Source organism: Marinobacter halophilus (assembly GCF_003007685.1).
GTDB classification, from domain to species: Bacteria; Pseudomonadota; Gammaproteobacteria; order Pseudomonadales; family Oleiphilaceae; genus Marinobacter; species Marinobacter halophilus.
Window position 1 is genome coordinate 135,991 of the sequence record NZ_PXNN01000003.1, and the last position, 20,951, is coordinate 156,941.

Genomic DNA, 20,951 nt, shown 5'->3' on the forward strand with positions numbered 1-20,951 from the left:
CCTTATGCCCCACCACCTGATGAACCTCCGAAATGTGCCAGATGACGAGGCCGATGACATCCGCGCCCTGTTCGAAGAGCATGACGTGCGCTATTACGAAACGCCCCCGAGCCGCTGGGGCATCAGCATGGGCGGGTTCTGGGTGCATGACAACGACGAGGCGGCCCGCGCCAAAGCCATCCTGAAGTCGTACCAGCAACAACGTTTCGAAACCCAGCGCAGGGCTTATGAAGAACACGTCGCTCGTGGCGAAGTCGGAGGCATCTGGTCGATGATCCGGCGCCAGCCGGTCAGAACGTTGGCGGCCTGTGTTGCCATCCTGGTGATCATAGGGCTGAGCGTGCTGCCCTTTATCCGGCTGGGCTGATCAATTGCTCTGATGCCGGATCAGAAAATGGGCAGCACTGTCTACCGCGGTGCCGGCAGTGAGGAAGCTGGTGATGTGCCCGCGCAGGTGCATTTTGTAGACTTCATGATAGACCTCATTTTCTTTCAGCTCCTGCGCGAACCGTTTTGTCTGGCTAAACGGAACGAGCATGTCGAGAGTTCCGTGGAAGAGAAAGAACGGTGGAGTAACAGCATTCACGTGAGATATCGGCGACGCCTGCTGGTAACGTTCGGACAGATGCTCGGGATCGCCGCCCAGAAATTGGCGAAGCAGCTTGCCGGAGCCGAAGGCCGGCAGGTCCGAGGGCAGTCCACCGGCCACCACGGCATTGAGTGCGGTTTCCGGTCCTCCGAAAGGTGTGTTCAGGTCGTCGTTTGTGCGGGCAACGGTAGCTAGCAACGCGACCAGATGAGCGCCGGAGGAAAACCCGAAACCACTGACTCTGAACGCATCCAGTCCATACTCTCCGGCATTCTGATTGATCCACTGTCGGGCCACCTGCAGATCGTGAAGTTGCGCAGGAAAGGTGAATTCGGGTGCGAACCGGTAATCGACATTGAATACCGCAAAGCCCTGGCTGGCCAGCGTTTCTGCCACCCAGGTCATGTCACTTCGGGACCGCCGCTCCCAGCCACCGCCGTGGACCATCAACACCACTGGGGCAGCGCCAGATACCGCAGGCACATACAGGTCAGCGTAAAGTTTCTGTGGCCATTGCTCTGGTGAAAACGCGATGGCCGAGTGAACTGTGAACTCGGTTTCCGGCCGATCAATCGGTTGGGTGACTGCCGGATGGTGGCTGGCGCAGCCGGATAGCCATGCCAATGTACCCGGGATCAGCGCGGCAAGGATGATCATAAAGCGTGTATTCACCGGACACTCCTGTTTGACCCAAAATCCAAAATATCTACGAGTGATTGTCGGTGCTGGATGTTGCGTTACTTTCATACCCGAGCATGCCCGAGCATGCCCGAGGCCTGGACAATGGCTTGCTCCGCATCTTCGTTTGCTACCGGTCCGGGGGCTTTCTATACTCCCCTGGCAGCGTCCGGAAATCCGGACGCCTGAGGTTGCCCCATTAATCAGTTACGACCGGCGAGCATGCGGCACATGACAAAGTTGTTCAGTGACAAAAATAAAAAAGGTCTGACTCGAGATCTCATCGAAGCGCTGTTTCCGATGTTTGAGGCAGCCAGCGCCGGTGCCATTGCGGTCGATCGTCAGGCTCACATTACCTGGATCAACGTCAGTTATTCGCACCTGTTGGGCATTGGTGATCCGGCGACCGTGATTGGCAAGCCGGTCCGCCAGGTAATCCCCCAAACCCGAATGCCGGAAGTGGTCGAAACCGGCAAACCTCTATTGCTCGACATCATGGAGCACAATGACCAGCAGTTGGTGGTTACCCGGCTGCCTTTTTACAGCGAGCAGGGCGAGATCGAGGGGGCCGTGGCGTTTGTGTTGTACGACGACCTTCAGCCCCTGACCCCGCTGGTATCGAAATACCGGCGCTTGCATCAGGACCTGGCAGCAGCACGTAAAGCCCTGGCCCGAAAAGCGCGCGGCACCCGCTACAGTCTGGGCGATTTTGTCGGTGCCAGCCCGGCTGCGCTGGAGGTAAAACGGCGGGCGCGGCTGGCCGCCGGAAGGGAGATGCCGGTGTTGCTTCTGGGTGAAACCGGCACCGGCAAAGAAGTTCTGGCGCAGGCCATCCATTCGGCGTCTGCCCGGGTCGACAAACCGTTTGTCGGGGTTAACGTGGCGGCAGTGCCAGAGAACCTTCTGGAAGCTGAATTTTTTGGAGTGGCACCAGGGGCATACACCGGGGCCGACCGCCGCATCCGGGAAGGCAAGTTCCAGCTGGCCAACGGCGGCACGCTGTTTCTCGACGAAGTGGGTGATATGCCGTTGCCACTGCAGGCCAAATTGCTACGGGCGTTACAGGAAGGGGAGATTGAACCATTGGGCTCCAACACGGTGGTCTCAGTGGATGTGCGGGTGATTGCCGCCACCAGCCGAAATCTGGAAGTGATGATTGCTGAAGGAGAGTTCAGGTCTGATCTCTATTACCGGCTGAACGTGCTGGAGATTCCGATTCCGCCTCTGCGCGATCGGCTGGCGGATCTCGGGGTGTTATGCGAGGCTCTGCTGGAAGACATTCGCGATGGGCTGGAATTGCGGGGTGAAATTACTGATGCTGGCGTCTCGGCACTTGGCGGTTACGACTGGCCCGGTAATATCCGGGAATTGCGCAACGTGCTGGAGCGGGCCCTGACCATGGGCGAGGATGGCAGCGTGCTGGATGCAGATGCCATTTTCAAGGTGTTGCCCCGCAGTAGTGGTAACCGTCCGGCGTCATCCCTGATGGCTCAACCGGTCCAGTTATTATCCCGGACCCTCGCCGAGGCCGAGGCCCAAGCGATTGAGAAAGCTCTCGTGGCCAGTCGCGGGAACCGGACCCGGGCGGCAAAGCTGCTGGGTATTTCCCGATCAGTACTTTACGAAAAACTCGGCAGACTGTCCTGAAGTCCGGACGGTTGTCCTGAAATCCGTACAATTACCTACGACTGATGTCTAACTGTGTCCTGAATGTCGGACACATTATCCCTGCCTTTGTTTTTTGTTAATTCTCAACATATTGAAATTAATAAATAAAATGCTTTTGGCATGCTGCCTGCTTATTCCAGCTTTCAGGACGTCAGAACAACGGAGAAAACAAGACTGACGTATGTCGTTGGACCCAAAAAAACTTCTTTGTCCGTCTCATTTCCTGCGATATCTGACTACACTTTGATCAGGTCAGGCCTGTCGGGAAACGTCCTGTGTGGCCGAATACAACAACAATGCTCGGAGATTTGCCAATGAAGCTTCTCAAAACTCTCACCGGTGTCGCCGGTGCGATCGCTATTACCACGGGTTCTGCTTTTGCAGAAGACTTGCGCTGGAAAATGCCGGTTGCCTTCGCCACCAATCTGCCGGGCCTCGGTGCCCCTGGCGCCTGGGTTGCCGAAAATCTCACCACGGCTTCCGATGGCAGCCTCCAGGTTCGTGTCTATGAGCCCGGCAAGCTGGTACCCCCATTCGATATCCTGCAGTCAGTTTCCGATGGCAAGGTTGAAGCAGGTTACACCTGGATCGGTTACGACCAGGGCAAAGTGGCTGCAATTCCCTTGTTTGCGGCTGTACCTTTCGGTATGAAGCCCTGGGCCTACACCGGCTGGTATTACTTCGGTGGCGGCCATGAAATGCTGCAGGAAGTCTATGCCAACAAGGGTTTTGACGTATACGCTCAGTTGTGCGGCATTATCGGGCCTGAAACGGCGGGCTGGTATGCGGAACCCATCGAATCACTGGAAGACTACAAAGGCCTGAAGATCCGCTTCGCCGGGCTGGGAGGCAAGGTTCTGGAAAAACTGGGAGCCTCTGTCACCATGATGCCGGGTGGTGAGCTCTACCAGGCACTGGAAAAAGGCACCATTGATGCCACTGAATTCTCCATGCCGGCCATCGACCAGATTCTCGGCTTTGACCAGGTCGTCAAGTACAACCTGTTCCCGGGCTGGCACCAGCAATTTACCGCCCAGTACATGCTGATCAACAGGGACGAGTGGAACAAAACCACCAAAGCCCAGAAGGCACTGGTTGAGGCCTCCTGTACTGCTGCTACTACCCGTGGCCTGGCCGAGGGCGAGTACAAGAACGGTAAGATTCTGGCCGAATTCCAGGAAAGAGGCGTTCAGGCGGATCAGATCCCCCATGAGGTTCTGCGAGAGCTGAGAGAGGTCACCAATGAAGTGATGGCAGAGGAAGCCGCCAAGGACGCTGACTTCAAGCGTGTCTACGAAAGCCAGAATGAGTTCCTGGAAACCTACAAAATATGGGATACCCGCGCCTATGTTCCGTCCGACCTCTAAGGTCCGGAGCTGACCCCGAATACCGGTTAGATGCCGGTGTTCTCTGATCAAGTCTGGATGGCCCTTCGGGGCCGTCCGTGTTTAAAAATCAGCTTCCTGAGCGAGGAACTGTGGTATGACAGTGTCTGGTAAAGGCTCACCGCAGGATGTGCGGGCATCGGCGTCCGACGCCGGTCAATTTATTCATCATCACACGGAGTTTCCAACAACCTGGCTCAGTCAGGTTATGGACGGTGTGATTTCCGTCATTGGCAAAAGTGCTTCCTGGCTCTGGGTTGTGATCACCGGCGTCATCATCTACGCAGTGGTCGGGCGCTATGCCTTTGGCTCTGGTTCAGTGATGCTGGAAGAAGTCCAGTGGCACCTGGCGGGTGCCGGCTGGTTATTGGGGCTGGGATACACCCTGGTGACGGATGACCATGTAAGGGTGGATGTCATCCATGAACGCCTGTCCCTCCGAGGCCAGGCCTGGATTGAACTGTTTGGCCTGCTTTTTTTACTGTTGCCGTTTCTTGGACTGGCGGTCTACGAAATGATCCCCTACGCCTATAGCTCCTGGCAGCAGGGCGAAACCAGTGCAGCACCTGCCGGACTTTCGCACCGCTGGGTTCTCAAGGGCATTCTGGCCTTGTCGTTTGTTCTTCTGATTCTGGCAGCGCTATCGCGCTTGCTGAAAGTAACCGCACTGCTTTTTGGCTTTCCGAAGCCAGTCCGGGTCGAATCCGGAAATAACAAGAAAGAGGATGTGTCCTGATGGAACTTGAAACCCTGTTTGTAATCGGCATGTTCCTGACGTTCGGGGCGTTGTTGATGACCGGTTTTCCGGTTGCCTGGGTGCTGGGTGGCACCGCGGTCATCTGGACCGTCGTTGGTGTGGTGGCCGTTGAAAATTTCGGGGCCAATCTGTGGTTCGACTATTCCTCCTCCATGGGGCTTGTGCCCGAGCGAGTATGGGACGTGATAAACAGCGAGACCCTTGTGGCTCTGCCCATGTTTATCTTCATGGGCATCATGCTGGATCAGTCTGGTGTCGCTGAGCGGTTGATGAACAGCATGGTAAAGCTGTTTGGCGCAGTTCGCGGTGGCTACGCGGTCACCGTGATTGTTATCGGCGTACTGCTGGCCGCCACCACCGGTATCATCGGAGCGTCCGTGGTGCTTCTGGGCATGCTGTCTCTGCCCGTGATGATGGAAAACAAGTACGACAAGGGATTTGCCGTGGGCACAGCCTGTGCCACCGGTACCCTGGGCATCCTGATTCCGCCATCCATAATGCTGGTGCTGATGGCCGACCGGCTGGCCGTTCCCGAGGCGTCGGTGGGTGATCTGTTTATGGGCGCGTTCTTTCCCGGTTTAATGCTGGGCGCCATGTACGTGGCCTATGCCATTATCCGTCCTATGCTGCAGCCGCATATTGCGCCGGTGCCAGAGGGTACCGAGAAAGTGTCCTGGAGCATTGTCTGGGAAGTGACCAAGGCCGTGGTGCCCACGGCCGCGTTGATTCTGGGTGTGCTGGGTTCCATTTTTGCGGGGATTGCCACGCCGACGGAGGCATCCGGTGTTGGCGCTTTGGGTGCCCTGATACTGGCACTGATGGCAGGTCGTCTGAACCTGAAAGTACTCAACTCTTCGATGCAGCAAACCACCCGCACCTCTGCCTTCATCTTTGCCATTTTTCTGGGGGCGACGGCGTTCTCGGTGGTACTGCGGGGTCTGGGTGGCGACCGGGTGATCGAAGATGCGCTGCTGGGCCTGCCATTCGGGCCTTATGGCGTGGTACTGACCATTCTGTTTGCGGTATTCCTGCTCGGCTTCTTCCTGGACTGGGTTGAGATCACCCTGATTATCCTTCCGCTGGTGGCACCGGTTGTCCAGGTTCTCGGATTCGACCTGGTGTGGTTCACTATCCTGTTTGCCATGTGCCTGCAGACCTCGTTCCTGACCCCGCCAGTCGGCTTTGCACTGTTTTACATCAAGGGAGTGGCGCCGCCAGAAATCACCGTGATGGACATCTACAAGGGCGTTATTCCCTTCATCATCATTCAGTTGATCGGACTGTCGATCGTATTCCTGGTGCCTGAAATTGCAACCTGGCTGCCTGGTGCGGCTTACGATTAAGGAGAGAACCCTCATGCGTCTTGAAAACCAAATAGCCCTGATCACCGGGGCCGGGCGGGGCATTGGCCGTGCTATTGCTGAACACTATGGCCGTGAAGGCGCCCGTGTTGCGGTAGCCGACCTGACACTGGAAAGCTCCCGTGACACCGTGGATGCTATCGAGAAGGCCGGAGGCACCGCCATGGCCCTGGCCATGGATGTTACTGATGAGAACGCGGTTGACCGTGGCGTGGCCGCTATTGTGGAGAAATGGGGCGGGCTTGATATTGCCGTGGCTAATGCGGGCATACAGCACATCGATCCTGTGCATAAGCTGGCATTTTCCGACTGGAGCAAGGTAATGCGGGTGCACTTGGACGGCGCCTTTCTTGTCACTCGTGCCGCGCTCAACCAGATGTATGCAAGCGGTGGTGGCACCATGATTTACATGGGTTCTGTCCATTCCCTGGAAGCCTCGCCGTTGAAGGCGCCCTATGTGGCGGCCAAACATGGCATGCTGGGCCTGTGCCGGGCGGTGGCGAAAGAGGGCGCCGAACACGGCGTGCGCAGCAACATCATCTGCCCGGGCTTCGTGCGCACACCGCTGGTGGACAAGCAGATCCCGGAGCAGGCCAAAGAGCTGGGTATTTCCGAGGAAGAAGTGATCAGCAAGATCATGCTCAAGAACACCGTGGATGGAAAGTTCACCACCCTGGAAGACGTGTCGGAACTGGCCGTGCACCTGGCCGCCTTCCCGTCGGCCGCCCTGACTGGCCAGTCCATCGTGGTCAGTCATGGCTGGCATATGCAGTAATCACCTGGAGAGACGGATGAGCAACACAGAACAAGCACCGGTGGTCTGGACTCCCACAGAAACCACCCTGAGCCAGTCCCGCATGGGCCAGTTCAAGACCTGGCTGGAACAACAGGGCTTCGGGCCTTTCGCCGATTACCACGCCCTGCACCGGTGGTCGATCACCGAACTCGATACCTTCTGGCAGAAGGTCTGGGAATACTGCGGACTGGTATGCGCTACCCCGGCCAAACGGGTGCTGGGCAAGCGCGAGATGCCGGGCGCCGAGTGGTTCCCCGGCATGAAACTGAACTTCGCCGCCAACCTGTTGCGGCTGGCGGACGGCGACCGTGCTGACCAGGAAGCCGTGGTGGCCTATTGCGAAACCCGGCCGGTGCTGCGCAAGACCTACAGTGAACTGAAAGCCGATGCCGGTGCGCTGGAAGCCTTTATGCGCAGCAACGGCATCCAGCAGGGCGACCGGGTAGCCGGGGTCGTCACCAATGGCTATGAAGCCCTGGTCGGCATGCTCGCCACCACCAGCATGGGGGCCATCTGGAGCTCTGCGTCACCGGATTTCGGCATCGGCGCGATCAATGACCGCTTCAGCCAGATTGAGCCGTCCGCGCTGATTGTGGTGAACGGCTATGGCTATGGCGGCAAGGTGTTCGCCCGTCAGCACGACTTTGCCGAACTGATCGCCGGTTTGCCGTCCTTGAAGGTGGTGGTCAGCATCCCACAGCTGCCGGACGAAGCCCCCATCCCCGGAGCTCTGGTGACCACCTGGGAGCAGGCCCTTGCTGCCGGTGAAGGCCAGGCACCGTCGTTTACCCCGATGAATCCGGACCATCCGGTGTACATCCTCTATTCCTCCGGCACCACCGGCAAACCCAAGTGCATCGTCCACGGCACCGTCGGCCTGCTGGTTAACCACGCCAAAGAACTGATGCTGCACGGCGACGTTGGCCCTGAAGACCGGTTTATGTACTTCACCACCTGCGGCTGGATGATGTGGAACTGGCAGGCCTCCGCACTGCTCACCGGCGCCGCCGTGATCACCGTCGACGGCTCGCCCGGCTACCCCAGCCTGAACTTTCTCTGGGACACCGTGGCACAGGAAAAAGTCACCCATTTCGGCACCAGCGCCCGCTTTATCGCCGGTTGCCGCAAAGCCGAACTGCAGCCAGCCAAAACCCTGGACCAGGGCCACCTGCGGGTGGTCTTTTCCACCGGCTCACCCCTGTTGCCGGAAGACTACGACTGGATCTACAGCGACGGCGCCCCTGACGCCCTGCTCGGCTCCATCGCCGGCGGCACCGACATCTGCGGCTGCTTTGTCGGTTCCACCCCGCTGCTGCCGGTACGACGGGGCGAAATCCAGTGCCGCTTCCTGGGCGTAGATGCCGCCGCCTGCGGCGACGACGGCGAGCCGGTCAAACACGGTCGCGGTGAACTGGTCTGCCGCCAACCTCTGCCGTCCATGCCGGTCAGCTTCTGGCAAGACCCGGACAATGAACGCTACCAGGACGCCTACTTCAACAGCTTCCCCGGCATCTGGGCCCACGGCGATTTCATCGAATTCACCGAACACGGCGGCGCCATCATCTACGGCCGCTCCGACGCCACCCTCAACCCCGGCGGCGTCCGCATCGGCACTGCCGAAATCTACCGCCAGGTCGAAACCATCGCCGAGGTCAAAGACAGCCTCGTGGTCGGCCGCCAGATCGACGGTGACGTCGAAGTCGTGCTGTTCATCGTCCCGGCCGACGGCCAGAGCGTTACCGACGACCTGAGCAAAACTCTGAAAACCCGAATCCGCGAAGGCGCCAGCCCCCGGCACGTGCCCAAGCACATCGTCGAAGTGCCCGACATCCCCTACACCCGCAGCGGTAAAAAAGTGGAACTGGCGGTCGCCCGGCTGATCAATGGCTCCCAAAAAGCCGACAACCGGGACGCCCTCGGCAACCCGGAAGCGCTGGACCAGATTCGGGATCGATTGGCGGCGGCGGGATTGTTGCCCGATTGATGGCGCTTGGAAGTGAACGTTGAGAGGTGTGGATTGAGGTTGTTTTGTCGACAAAATGACCCGCATTCGCGCTTGTTGAAATGATGCAGGCGGACGCCTTCAACAGGGTTTGAACGTGGCAGGGGGAGGGCTTTCCAAAACCTTGCGGAGCCATGGATGGCGTAGCAGAGCGTACAGGGATGTATTCACAGCGTGTTTTGGAAAGCCCTCCCCCTGGCACGCTTGCACCACACCTGACGAATGTTAGAAAGTTTCGTAAATTCCTGCCTTTTCATCATCCTGTAACCGAAGATCAGGCATTTTTAGTCCGTTGTTATACTAAGATCGTAACCAAATATCCCGAAAAAATGCTATCTTAGTAAGTCTATCAAAAGTTCCGAATCAGTCACTGCCCCGGTCGGACGTTCACAAGACGCCTGACTCCGCTTTGACCGTCCTGAACCCACCCATTAGCCTGAGGACGAAAATGACAACATCCAAATCCAAAATTGTCTACACACTGACCGACGAGGCTCCTGCCCTGGCTACCCGGTCACTGCTTCCTATCCTTGAAACCTTTGCCAAGCCGGCCGGCGTCGACTTCGAAACCAGCGACATCTCCCTCGCGGCTCGTATCCTGGCAGGTTTCCCGGACTACCTTGAAGAAAACCAGCGTGTTCCAGACGCCCTGGCCGAATTGGGTGAGTACACCAAGGACCCGGACGCTAACATCATCAAGCTTCCAAACGTCTCCGCGTCAATCCCCCAGCTGCGGGCAGCCATCAAAGAGCTGAACGAACAGGGTTATAAGGTTCCCGAGTACAAAGAAAACCCGGAAACCGACGAAGAAAAAGAAGCCCAGACCCGTTACAACAAGGTCCTGGGCAGCGCCGTGAACCCGGTACTGCGTGAAGGCAACTCCGACCGTCGCGCCCCGGCGGCCGTCAAAGCCTTCGCCCGCAAATTCCCGCACAGCATGGGCGAGTGGAGCCCGGCTTCCCGCACCCACGTTGCCCACATGTGCGGTGGCGACTTCTACTCCAGCGAACAGTCGGTCACGCTGGACAAGGCCACCAATACCCGCATCGTGTTTGAGAACAAAAAAGGTCAGCAGACTGTACTGAAGCCAGAGCTGCCTCTGCTCGAGGGCGAGGTGCTCGACGGCATGTTCATGAGCAAGAAAGCGCTGGTGAAGTTCTTCGAAGACACCATCGCGGATTGCGAAAAAACCGGCGTGATGTTCTCGCTGCACGTGAAAGCCACCATGATGAAAATCTCCCATCCGATCGTGTTTGGTCACGCGGTGAGGGTTTTCTACAAGGATCTGTTCGACCAGTACGGTGATCTGTTCGACGAAATTGGTGTTAACCCGAACAACGGCCTGTCCAGCGTCATTGAAAAGATCAAGCAGCTGCCGGAATCCAAGCAAGAAGAAATCCAGGAAGTTCTGCACGCCTGCTACGAGCACCGTCCGGAAATTGCCATGGTGGATTCGGTTAAAGGCATCACCAACCTGCACGTGCCGAGCGACGTGATTGTTGATGCCTCCATGCCGGCCATGATCCGTAACTCAGGCAAGATGTGGGCCCGGGACAACAAGCTCAAAGACACCAAGGCGGTTATGCCGGAGTCTACCTACGCCACCATTTATCAGGAAGTGATCAACTTCTGTAAGACCCACGGCGCCTTTGATCCGACCACCATGGGTACCGTACCCAACGTTGGTCTGATGGCTCAGAAAGCCGAAGAATACGGCTCCCACGACAAGACCTTTGAGATTAAAGAAGAAGGCATTGTGCGCGTGATTGCCGAAGACGGCACCGTGCTGACCGAGCACCAGGTTGAGCAAGGCGACATCTGGCGCGCCTGCCAGACCAAAGATCTGCCGATCCGTGACTGGGTCAAGCTGGCCGTCAATCGTGCCCGTTCCAGTGGCACCCCGGCGGTGTTCTGGCTGGATGACGAGCGCGCTCATGACGCGGAGCTGATCAAAAAGGTCGAAACTTACCTGAAAGAGCACGATACCGAAGGCCTGGAGATCTACATCAAGTCGCCGGTTCGTGCCATTCGCTGGACCATGGAGCGCCTGATTCGCGGTCTGGACACCATCTCGGTGACCGGCAACGTGCTGCGTGACTATCTGACTGACCTGTTCCCGATCCTGGAACTGGGCACCAGCGCCAAGATGCTGTCCATCGTCCCGCTGCTTAACGGCGGCGGCCTTTACGAGACCGGTGCTGGTGGCTCTGCGCCCAAGCACGTGCAGCAGCTGGTGCAGGAAAACCACTTGCGCTGGGATTCTCTGGGTGAGTTCCTGGCCACGGCGGTGTCTCTGGATGAGCTGGGCGAGAAGCAAGGCAACAATCGTGCTCGCCTGTTGGGCCAGACTCTCGATAAGGCCACCGAACGGCTGCTGGAGAGCAATCAGTCACCGTCTCGGGTGACCGGTGAGCTGGACAACCGCGGCTCCCACTTCCATCTGGCCCGTTACTGGGCGGAAGAGCTGTCCCGTCAGGATGAAGATCAGGACCTGAAAGCGTTCTTCGCCAAGCTGTCCAAGCAGTTTGAAGAGAACAAAGACAAGATCCTGGAAGAAATGACGAAAGTGCAGGGACAGCCGGCCGATATCGGCGGTTATTACCACGCGCCGACTGAGAGAGTCTGTGAGGTGATGCAGCCAAGCCCGACCCTCAACAAGATCCTGGCCGACGCACAAGCCTCTGTGAGCTGAAGCCAGTGTTGCGGGGCCGGGTCTGTTCCGGTCCTCATTTTAAAAACCCGGTCGGCCTTATGGGCTCTCCGGGTTTTTTGTATCGGGTTGCTCGGTCAATCCTGTTGTAGTGGTGCGAACTGGCCATTGGTCAGTCGCGCCAGGTCCGCCGGTGCCAGTTCGATCTCAAGGCCACGTTTGCCCGCGCTGACGAAAACGGTGTCGAACTGTTCTGCGGAGCCATCAATAAAGGTATTCAGGCGTTTTTTCTGGCCCAGAGGACTGACCCCACCAAGTACGTAACCGGTGCTGCGCTGCACGTCCTGTTTATCGGCCATGGCGGCCTTTTTGGCACCGGCGGCCCTGGCGATCAATTTCAGACTGAGCAAGTGGGTGACTGGCAGCACAGCCACTGCCAGCTCTTTGCCATCGATACTGACCACCAGTGTTTTGAACACCCGGTTCGGGTCGACGCCCATTTTTTCTGCGGCTTCATTGCCATAGCTTTCCGCTGTGGAGTCGTGTTCATACTCATGAACGGTAAAACTTACCTTGGCTTTTTTTGCAGCCAGAATTCCGGGCGTCATGCATACTCCTGTTACGAACGCGATTTGCCGAAATTAAAGCATGGCCCCGTCCGAAGGTCATCCATGTTGGAGTGCCGGCCTCGAGGGTTACTGACCGAAAAACCGGCCCTGCCTCGACGCCAGAGGTGATACTGTCTACTTTTTGTATAGGAAAGCACCACGATATAAGGGAAGACTATGCAGCCTGATCGTCCCGAGGACGACAGATCAACCAGTTTGAATGAAAGCCAGAGCCCTCTGCGCCGAGCCCTGTCGGCGACTCTGGTGTATCTGGTGGCAGGGTTGATCTGGATTACTTTTTCTGACCGGATTGTCGAAGTCTGGTTTCCTGACCCTCGCACCCTCTCCGCCATGCAGACCTGGAAAGGTTTTCTATTTGTGGTATCAACCGGCCTGGTGTTGTTTGTGGCTATTCTGCGTTTGCTTACCAAAGATCGACTGCTACTGTCGCTGCAGGTGAATCAGCGCCGGGCATTGCGCCAGCGAGAGAAGCAGCTGACGGTGCTGATGGATAACCTGCCCGGCATGGCCTATCGTTGCTTGTATGATGACCAGTGGACCATGGTGTTTGTGTCAGGAGGTTGTGAGCGCCTGACCGGCTATACGCCTGACGAGTTGATTAACAACAAGATCGTCAGTTTTGTCGACTTGATGGATGCGGACACCGCAAAGCAAATTGCCGAAGATGTAGGCATTGCGGTGCGCAGAGGCGAGCCTTTTTCCGTGGAGTATGCCATGACCCGTAAGGATGGCCGGCAGGTCTGGGTGTGGGAACGCGGTTGTGGTGTTGAGCAGGACGACGGTGCCGCTTGCCTGGAAGGGATTTTATTGGATATTACTGATCGCAAAGCGCTGGAAACCGAACTGGAAGAACTGGCAACGCTTGATCCGTTGACCGGCTTGCTTAACCGCCGGGAATTTTCCCGGGTGCTTGAGGAAGAGTTGGAGCGGGCCAGGCGATACGAGCGCCCGATGGCTCTGGTGTGGATCGACTTTGACCATTTCAAAGAAGTTAACGATAGCTGGGGCCATGCTGCGGGTGATGCCGTGCTCTGCTCGGTCAGCCGAACCCTGGAGGACAGTGTTCGCAGTGTAGATGCCATCGGTCGCTTCGGTGGTGAGGAGTTCGTCATTGTGTTGCCGGAGATGGATATCGACGAAGCGCGGGATACGGCGGAGCGCTTGCGCCAGAGAGTGAGCCACAAACCGATCATGCTTGAATCGGGTCATTCAATCCCTCTGACCATTAGTCTTGGTGTGGCGGTGTTTCCAGTTCACGGCCACAGCCTCGACACGCTGTGCGGAACTGCGGACAAGGCGATGTATCAGGCCAAAATGCAGGGCCGCAACTGCGTGGTCATGGCGCAGCCTGTTCAGCCGGTACATAATGAGAGTTGATGATTGTCAGGCTTGATTGCCCGGACAGTCGCCCTAAGCGGGCTAGCAACCAACAATGATAAAAGGCGTTCGTTATGCATTCACTCGCCCGTCGTGCACTGCACGCTTGTGAAGTTCCTGCGGATCTTGCTTCGGTCACGTTCCGCAACCGTGAAACAGAACACCCGGACCGGGTGGGCGTGTCTGAGCACGCTGTAGAGTCGGTTTGGCGCAGTGTGGAGGGGCTGTATCGCACCGGCGTGCACCCGGGCATTCAGCTTTCTCTGCGTTTTGGCGGCGAGCAGGTCTTGCATGGGGCCATTGGTCACACCCGTGGCAACGGCCCCCGGGATCCGTCGGCACTGCCGAGGCTACCGATGACCACGGATACTCCAATTTGCTACTTCTCGGCATCCAAAGCAGTCACCGCATTATTAATACACATGCTGGCAGAGAAAGGTCTGGTCAATTTGATGGATCCGGTCTCGTATTACTGCCCGGAGTTCCGGAAGAACGGCAAGCGCACAATCACGGTGCACCAGATACTGTCTCATCGGGGTGGTATTCCTGCCATTCCCAGAGAAACGCCAATTGATGTGCTTTGGGAACGAGATGAAATCTGGCGACTGTTGTGTGACGCCCGACCGGTGGAGGTGGACGGTGCCAAGGTCGCTTATCACGCTATCACTGGCGGTTTCGTGTTACAGCGAATACTGGAAAAGGTCACCGGCGACAGCATCGAGAATTTCCTGGATCGATATCTGCGTATCCCCATGGGTATGAAATGGTTTACCTATGGCATTGCGCCGGAGCATTTGCATGAATTGGCGACTAATTACGCAACCGGTCCGACCCCGGTATTTCCGCTGTCCTGGATAGTCAATCGGGCCTTGGGTGGAGATATTCGTACGGTTGAAAAGGTGACCAATGACCCCCGTTTTCAGGAGGCGGTGATTCCGGCTGGCAATCTGTGTGGCACCGCCGAGGAGATGAGTCGTTTCTTCCAGATGCTGCTCAACGGCGGGGTCTGGAATGGTCAGCGTATATGCAGCGAGCTCACCGTTCGCCGAGCGATCCAGCAATTTGGATCGCTGCAGGTTGATCGCACCATGATGATTCCGATGCGCTTCAGCGCCGGCATGATGTTGGGGGGTAATCCCGTTGGGCTTTGGGGTCAGCAAAGCCGCTATGCGTTTGGCCACGTTGGCTTGATCAACAAATTGTGCTGGGCCGACCCGGCCAGAGATATTTCGGTCAGTTTGCTCAACACCGGCTTTCCGATTGTCGGGCATCACCTGCCCGCGCTGGCCAGGTTTGTCTACACGGTGTGCCGGCAATTTCCGGTACTACCGGAAAACAAGCGGCGGCTGGTAGCTGCCTGACGGATTAGCGAAATCCCCGACCCATCCGCAGGCGCGGTCTGCCGGGGATTTCGTCAAGAAAAGTGAAACCTAGTTCATTGTAATTGCACTTTGTCAGACAGTTCTGCAAAATCGATTACTGTGAAATGGATTTTCTCCAGACTCAAAGGATGAGGCATCATGGACCGACCGGAATTATCCCCCCCCTATCTGCGACGCGTAAAGCTGGATCATCACGACAGCGTGCGTACTCACGTGCAGCAACAGGTTTGCGATGAAGTTCAGCGTCTGGAACGCCGTATTGAAACCCTGCGACTTACCAAGGCCCCGCATGCGGCGATCATGATTTCGACCTATGAACGGATGATCAGCCGAAAAAAGGGCTTTTTGCAGAACTGGGATCTGTAATCAGAATTTTCTGACCTCGGAATACTCGACATTCCAGGCTGCGATAGCCTGGTCTTCACTCTGGTTAATGCAGTTGGCAGGATTGTCCGAAGTAGACGAGTCGGCTTCATCCGGTGTGTCAGGAACTCGAGCAGGCTCGCCATCGGAAGCATACAGTCTGACCTGGTCCATGGCGTAATTGATTTCCACCCGCAGGCAATCGGGAGAGGTCTTGGACTCGCCTTCGCCTTCGCCATATCGGCTGAGGTCGAGAATTTGCCGGTCTGGGCTCTTGATGTACAGAGTGTCTTTTTGCACGTCGCCGATAAACTCCTGGCGCAGCTCAATGCCACCAAAACTACGGCTGACGAAGTCCGCAGTGGCGTATTCTGGCCGATTGTAGCCGTCATCCACAAATTCGCCGGCGGCAAAACGGGCGCCGGCGAGCAGGCTGATCAGTTCAGGCTGTTCTTCTTGCCGATCGTCACTCACGGTCCGGGCCACGTACTGGATCGTCCGATAGACCTTTTGAGTCAGATCACTGCCCTCTGGCCCTTCCGGCAGGTAGCGCCAATCCAGGGTCTGGTAATTCCATTCGGTGTCGTTTAGCGGTCGCTGGCTGATGGCCGCCGCCTGATCGGTAAAGCGGATACGGGCCCCGGCACTGCGGGTATTGTAGTTGCCGGCCTGGTTCGCCGAGATACGGTCGCGGATATAGCGCCGGCCTTCATCAAAGTTGTTGATCCGGCCGACGCTGATGACCTGATTGATCAGGTCCAGTGGATTGCGGATCTTGGTGTAGCTATTGCCGTTGCCTTTCTCGGCGGATTGCGTGCCAATAAACCGGTCGATGTGCTGGCGGATTTCTTTCACGGTGGCCAGGTGCTTGGCCGTTTCGTTACTCTCGCTCGCAATCGGCTGGATGCCGGTATAAAAATCGCTGAACCGGGTGTAACTCAGGGCGGTTGGCGCCTGATCGGTGTTGCTCAGATCAAAACTGGAGAAGGTCAGGTCAACATTGGTTGCCGGGTTGAACGCGGACGAGCCGGTGCTCTCCATACGGCATCCACTGAGTGATATCAGTGTCAGAGAAACGGCAACAAAAAGGCAGGAATGTCTCATTTAAGATGGCCCCGGGGTGCGAAAAAGCGGGTGAACGGCTAAAGTGACCTGTGCTGACAATAAACGATAAAGCACGTAGCTACCCGCGCGGAGATCACATTTTGCAGCAACGGTTTGCCGAAACTCTGGTCCGGGTGGCCACGGTCCTTCTGGTGTTGGTTATTGTTACCCTGCCGTCCCTGGCGCTGGCCAAAAATGCCTGCGCTAATGGGGTGGTCGTGCTTGATAACAATACGACCAGTGTCCGTAATCTTGATGGCTGCCTCTGGTACCTGGAGGATACCAGTCAGCAGTTGTCGATTGGTGACGTGCTCGCGCTGCCGGAACAACCGTTTCGTCTCCATCAGAGTGGGGTGTTGAATTTCGGCTATACCGGGTCCGCCTACTGGACCCGATTCGATCTCGACACCCAGGCCATCCGCACCGGCACCGACTGGATACTGGAACTGGCCCTGCCGCTGGTGGATGAGATCCGGCTCTATCTGGTGCGTAATGGTCGGCTGGTGGAACAGCGCCAGGCCGGCTATCTGGATAACTGGGACGACCGGGATCTGGCGGTGCCCAACCCGACCTTTCGTTTGCAACTGACGCCACAGGCTACTACCACGGTGTTTCTGCGAATCACCAATACCAACGCCTTCCGGTTGCCGGTCACGCTGTGGCACCCCGACAGTTACATTGAAAAAGTGTCTATTGACGAAGCTGTTCGCGGCATTCTCCTGGGCGCCATTCTTGCCATTCTGGCTTACAACCTGTTTGTGGCGGTGTCGGTTCGGGAACGCAGCAACATCTACTACGTGCTGTATCTTGTCTGTGCGGCTATTTTTATCTCCACCGAGCAGGTTCACGGTGTGCAGCTGCTGGAAAACCGCCCGGCCATTCTGGATAAGGCCTATCTGCACTTCCAGATCATCCTGACCTGGTTCTTCGGGTTACTGATGGCACGGTCGTTACTGGAAACCCGTGAGCGCTCACCGGACCTGGATTACGTCATCCGGCTGTGTCTTTACTCGGTGGTTGCCACCTTTGCACTGTCATTCTTTGTGCCTTATTCGGTGGCGATGGAATGGATTGTGATTGGCTCCATCCTGCTGAGCATCATCCTGATCGTGGTCAGCTATCTGTCCTGGCGCTACTACAACCCGGCGGCACGGTCTTACTTTTTCGCCTGGACACTGGCGATGATCGGGTTTGGCATCTACGCGCTGACCGTAATGGGGTATTTGCCACTGAATACTTTCACCACCTATTCACCGCAGTTTGGCCTGACCGCCCAGATTATTCTGTTTTCGTTTGCCCTGGCCGACCGCATCAAACAGGTACAGGGTGAAGCTCTGGCCTGGAACCAGCGCGCGCTGGCCAACCTTCAGCGTTATCAATCCCTGTTTGATAACGCCATTGAAGGGATTTTCCAGATGTCGCCGGATCGGCGGTTTGTGACAGCCAACCCGGCCATGGCCGAACTGCTGGGCTACAGCAGTAGTCGGGAATTGTTGCAAGACAGCCCGGATGTTCTGGACACCTGCATTGCCGATGCACGGCTGCGCCGCCTGGTGGTGCAACAGCTGGAAGCTCGGGGTGTGGTCAAGGGTATTGAGGCCCGCTACTTAACCCGTCGAGGTATCGAGCGTTGGGCGACCATTTCCTTGCACACTGTTTACGACGTTGGCGGAGTGCCCACCCATCTTGAGGGCACCTGTATCGACGCCACAGAAAGCCATCAGCGCCAGCGTATCGAGCGAGAGCGGGAACAGGAACGGCTGGAGAAAGAGCTGGCGAAAAGCTCGGCGCAGGCCAAAAGCCAGTTTCTGGCGAACATGAGCCATGAAATCCGGACCCCTCTGGCCGCCATTATTGGTTATGGCGAAACCCTGCTGGACCCGGACCTGAGTGATCGGGATAAACACCGCAGCGCCGAGACCGTGGTCCGCAGCGGGCGCCATCTGCTGGAACTGGTGAACGATATACTGGACCACTCGAAAATCGATGCCAACAAGCTGGATGTCGAGGTCACGCCGGTCCGGTTGCCCGACCTGCTGGATGAGATTCGTGGCTTTTTTGAACCTCGTGCCCGCGAGAAGGGGCTGGATTTCAGTATTATCTGCGACTTTCCTTTGCCCGAACAGATCCTGACGGATCCGACCCGATTTCGCCAGATCATCATCAATCTTTGCGGAAACGCCCTGAAATTTACGGAAAAAGGCTCAATTTCACTGATACTGCGCTGTGATCGTGACTCTGAAACCCTGTATGCCCGAGTGGTGGATACCGGCATCGGGATTAAGCCGGAGCAACTGGAGCGGCTGTTCGATCCCTTCGCCCAGGCCAGTGCTGCCATCTCCCGTCAGTATGGTGGCACGGGATTGGGCCTGAGCATTTCAAGGCGTTTGGCGGAGCTGCTCGGGGGTAGCATCCGGGTGGCGAGTACCTACGGTGAAGGCAGCGAGTTCGAGGTTTCGATCCGCACCGGAGGTCTCGACGAGGTCCGCTTTCTACGTGATGCCTCCGAACTGCACCAGCGCCGCCGGAGCATTCCGATGGTGATGGCGCCAACGCTCAGGGGGCGGATTCTGTGCGCCGAAGACAACGATGTGAATCGCCGCCTGGTGTCGCTGATGGTTGGTCGTACCGGCGCTGAACTGGTGCACGTCAGCAATGGCGCCGAAGCGCTTGAATGTGCCAGTCGGGAGCGCTTCGATTTGATCCTGATGGATATCCAGATGCCAGTGATGAATGGCCGGGATGCCACCGCCGCTTTGCGGGAGGCCGGTGTTAACACCCCCATCATTGCCCTGACCGCCAACGTTATGACCGAAGACATTGCCGATTACCGGTTGGCGGGTTGCAATGAGCATTTGGCCAAGCCCATCGACAAGCAACGTTTCTATGAGGTCCTGGCCCGTTATCTGACGGTGTGCCAGGAAGGCAACGGCGATCGTGGCCATCGTTATAGCGGTAAGGTTTTGATCGCGGGAGATAACGACGACAATCGGGCGCTGGTTGAGCGCATGCTGAGGCGGTATGGCGTGGAGCCGGTGCCGGCGGCCAGCGGTGATCAAGCGGTGCGCTGCGCTCTGGCGGATACCGTGCATCTGGTGCTGATGGATCGCCACATGCCGGAAATGGACGGTGTGGCGGCCACCCGGTTGCTGCGTCAGGCTGGCTTTCGTCGGCCGATCATTGCCGTTACCGCCGGTGATCAGTCCGAAAACGATGCCATGCTTGCGGCAGGTTGTGACGGTGTGCTTAACAAACCGATTGACCAAGACCACTTGCAGGCGATGTTGGCGCGTTATCTGACTGTGGGTGTCGAGATTGGCGACTCCGATGAGGGCATTGCTCATCTGACCCCCCGTTTTCTTGAGGGTCTGGGGCACCGGCGCGAACGAATGCATCAGGCAACCAAGAACCGGGACCTTACGGTGTTGAGGTCAGAAAGCCATCAGATCAAAGGCACGGCTGGTGCTATGGGCTACCCGCAGATGACACGCCAGGCGGGCGCCCTCGAAGCGAGGCTGAAAGAGAGCCCGCCAGACTGGCCAGCCATCGACCATGAATGGCACACGCTTGAAGCAATGATCGATCGTGCCCTGCATGGGGCGCCTGGTGAACGGGAAACGACACAGGAACAGACCAATGAGTGACAACCGACAGCAGCAGGAACACTATTCTCTCAGCATGATGTATGGTACTTACGCCGATATACTGTTTGTGCTTTTTCCGTTTCTGGTGATCGCCATGCAGCGGTTGTGGGATGGTAACCTCTACCAGATTCTGATGCGCCCGGATCTCAGCATTGCCGCGGCGATTCTGGCCGGACTGGCCATCGGTAAGTTTGTGCTCGGCTTGGTGACCAATCGTGATCTGGGGCGTTACAAAGAGCGAATTGTGTTCTTTATCGCGCTGACGTTGTTTGTGGTGCTGGGCCCCGCCATCATATTGATTCTGAGCATGACCGGCGATGCCGAGATTCCGGGATTCGTGGCCTTTGTTCAGCCAATGCTGCTGATTGTTGCTATTTCGCTCTACACCACAGCGGTCAGTATCGCCAATATCCTGGTGCAGACGGGCAACACCCGGCCTGGAGCGGGTGAATCGTATAAAAGCCCTGTAGCACAGGGCGCCGACAGCGTTCAGCCCAGGGCAGCGCCTCTGGATTTGCCACGTAGAAAAGGCCATGACGCCTACTGAGCGGACCGAATGAGACGGG

The 20,951-nt window shown here is 57.2% G+C and carries 16 protein-coding genes; 13 read left to right on the plus strand and 3 right to left on the minus strand.

The genetic code is table 11. The annotated features are described in order from the left end of the window. Positions 1-4 precede the first annotated feature (4 nt). A complete protein-coding gene (locus tag C7H08_RS00635) occupies positions 5-367 on the plus strand; it encodes a DUF6164 family protein (protein WP_106669831.1) in 363 nt (120 codons plus the stop codon). Here C7H08_RS00635 and C7H08_RS00640 read toward each other — a convergent pair whose 3' ends face one another. Further along, positions 368-1,261: an alpha/beta hydrolase gene (locus C7H08_RS00640; RefSeq protein ID WP_227663195.1), complete on the minus strand. Its 894-nt coding sequence runs from the start codon at positions 1,259-1,261 to the stop codon at positions 368-370. Between the two features lie 237 nt (positions 1,262-1,498). Here C7H08_RS00640 and C7H08_RS00645 point away from each other — a divergent pair, with 237 nt between their 5' ends. The 7 genes from C7H08_RS00645 (at position 1,499) to C7H08_RS00675 (ending at position 11,928) form a co-directional block, all read left to right on the plus strand. Then, on the plus strand, positions 1,499-2,914 hold the full coding sequence (locus C7H08_RS00645) for a sigma-54 interaction domain-containing protein (protein WP_106669833.1): 1,416 nt from the start codon (positions 1,499-1,501) through the stop codon (positions 2,912-2,914). Positions 2,915-3,249: 335 nt separating this feature from the next. After that, complete coding sequence (locus C7H08_RS00650; protein WP_106669834.1) at positions 3,250-4,302, plus strand: TRAP transporter substrate-binding protein; 1,053 nt, start codon at positions 3,250-3,252, stop codon at positions 4,300-4,302. Between the two features lie 115 nt (positions 4,303-4,417). Continuing rightward, on the plus strand, positions 4,418-5,056 hold the full coding sequence (locus C7H08_RS00655; protein ID WP_106669835.1) for a TRAP transporter small permease subunit: 639 nt from the start codon (positions 4,418-4,420) through the stop codon (positions 5,054-5,056). Then, a complete protein-coding gene (locus C7H08_RS00660) occupies positions 5,056-6,420 on the plus strand; it encodes a TRAP transporter large permease (RefSeq protein WP_106669836.1) in 1,365 nt (454 codons plus the stop codon). The genes C7H08_RS00655 and C7H08_RS00660 overlap by 1 nt, the downstream gene beginning before the upstream one ends. A 13-nt stretch (positions 6,421-6,433) precedes the next feature. After that, the gene (locus C7H08_RS00665) at positions 6,434-7,213 is read left to right on the plus strand and encodes a 3-hydroxybutyrate dehydrogenase (RefSeq protein ID WP_106669837.1); all 780 of its coding nucleotides are present in this window, start codon (positions 6,434-6,436) and stop codon (positions 7,211-7,213) included. Between the two features lie 16 nt (positions 7,214-7,229). Beyond that, entirely contained in the window at positions 7,230-9,218 is a 1,989-nt protein-coding gene (locus C7H08_RS00670; protein WP_106669838.1) for an acetoacetate--CoA ligase, read from the plus strand. 466 nt (positions 9,219-9,684) lie between these two features. After that, the gene (locus tag C7H08_RS00675; RefSeq protein WP_106669839.1) at positions 9,685-11,928 is read left to right on the plus strand and encodes an NADP-dependent isocitrate dehydrogenase; all 2,244 of its coding nucleotides are present in this window, start codon (positions 9,685-9,687) and stop codon (positions 11,926-11,928) included. A gap of 95 nt (positions 11,929-12,023) precedes the next feature. Here the strand turns inward: C7H08_RS00675 and ybaK are convergent, their stop codons facing one another. Beyond that, positions 12,024-12,494, minus strand: coding sequence for a Cys-tRNA(Pro) deacylase (gene ybaK / locus C7H08_RS00680; protein ID WP_106669840.1), 471 nt, complete (start codon positions 12,492-12,494; stop codon positions 12,024-12,026). A 177-nt stretch (positions 12,495-12,671) separates the two neighbouring features. Here ybaK and C7H08_RS00685 point away from each other — a divergent pair, with 177 nt between their 5' ends. The 3 genes from C7H08_RS00685 (at position 12,672) to C7H08_RS00695 (ending at position 15,640) form a co-directional block, all read left to right on the plus strand. Beyond that, positions 12,672-13,892, plus strand: coding sequence for a sensor domain-containing diguanylate cyclase (locus tag C7H08_RS00685; protein WP_106669841.1), 1,221 nt, complete (start codon positions 12,672-12,674; stop codon positions 13,890-13,892). Between the two features lie 74 nt (positions 13,893-13,966). Next, positions 13,967-15,253: a serine hydrolase domain-containing protein gene (locus tag C7H08_RS00690; RefSeq protein ID WP_106669842.1), complete on the plus strand. Its 1,287-nt coding sequence runs from the start codon at positions 13,967-13,969 to the stop codon at positions 15,251-15,253. 159 nt (positions 15,254-15,412) lie between these two features. Beyond that, on the plus strand, positions 15,413-15,640 hold the full coding sequence (locus C7H08_RS00695) for a hypothetical protein (RefSeq protein WP_106669843.1): 228 nt from the start codon (positions 15,413-15,415) through the stop codon (positions 15,638-15,640). Here C7H08_RS00695 and C7H08_RS00700 read toward each other — a convergent pair whose 3' ends face one another. Continuing rightward, positions 15,641-16,678, minus strand: coding sequence for a hypothetical protein (locus C7H08_RS00700; protein ID WP_227663196.1), 1,038 nt, complete (start codon positions 16,676-16,678; stop codon positions 15,641-15,643). It abuts the gene before it with no gap. A gap of 164 nt (positions 16,679-16,842) precedes the next feature. On the opposite strand from C7H08_RS00700, the gene C7H08_RS00705 reads away from it, so the two are divergent. Both C7H08_RS00705 and C7H08_RS00710 read left to right on the plus strand, forming a co-directional pair. Beyond that, the gene (locus C7H08_RS00705; protein ID WP_227663198.1) at positions 16,843-20,385 is read left to right on the plus strand and encodes a 7TM diverse intracellular signaling domain-containing protein; all 3,543 of its coding nucleotides are present in this window, start codon (positions 16,843-16,845) and stop codon (positions 20,383-20,385) included. Further along, on the plus strand, positions 20,378-20,932 hold the full coding sequence (locus C7H08_RS00710) for a hypothetical protein (RefSeq protein ID WP_106669846.1): 555 nt from the start codon (positions 20,378-20,380) through the stop codon (positions 20,930-20,932). The genes C7H08_RS00705 and C7H08_RS00710 overlap by 8 nt, the downstream gene beginning before the upstream one ends. The last annotated feature ends 19 nt before the right edge of the window (positions 20,933-20,951 follow it).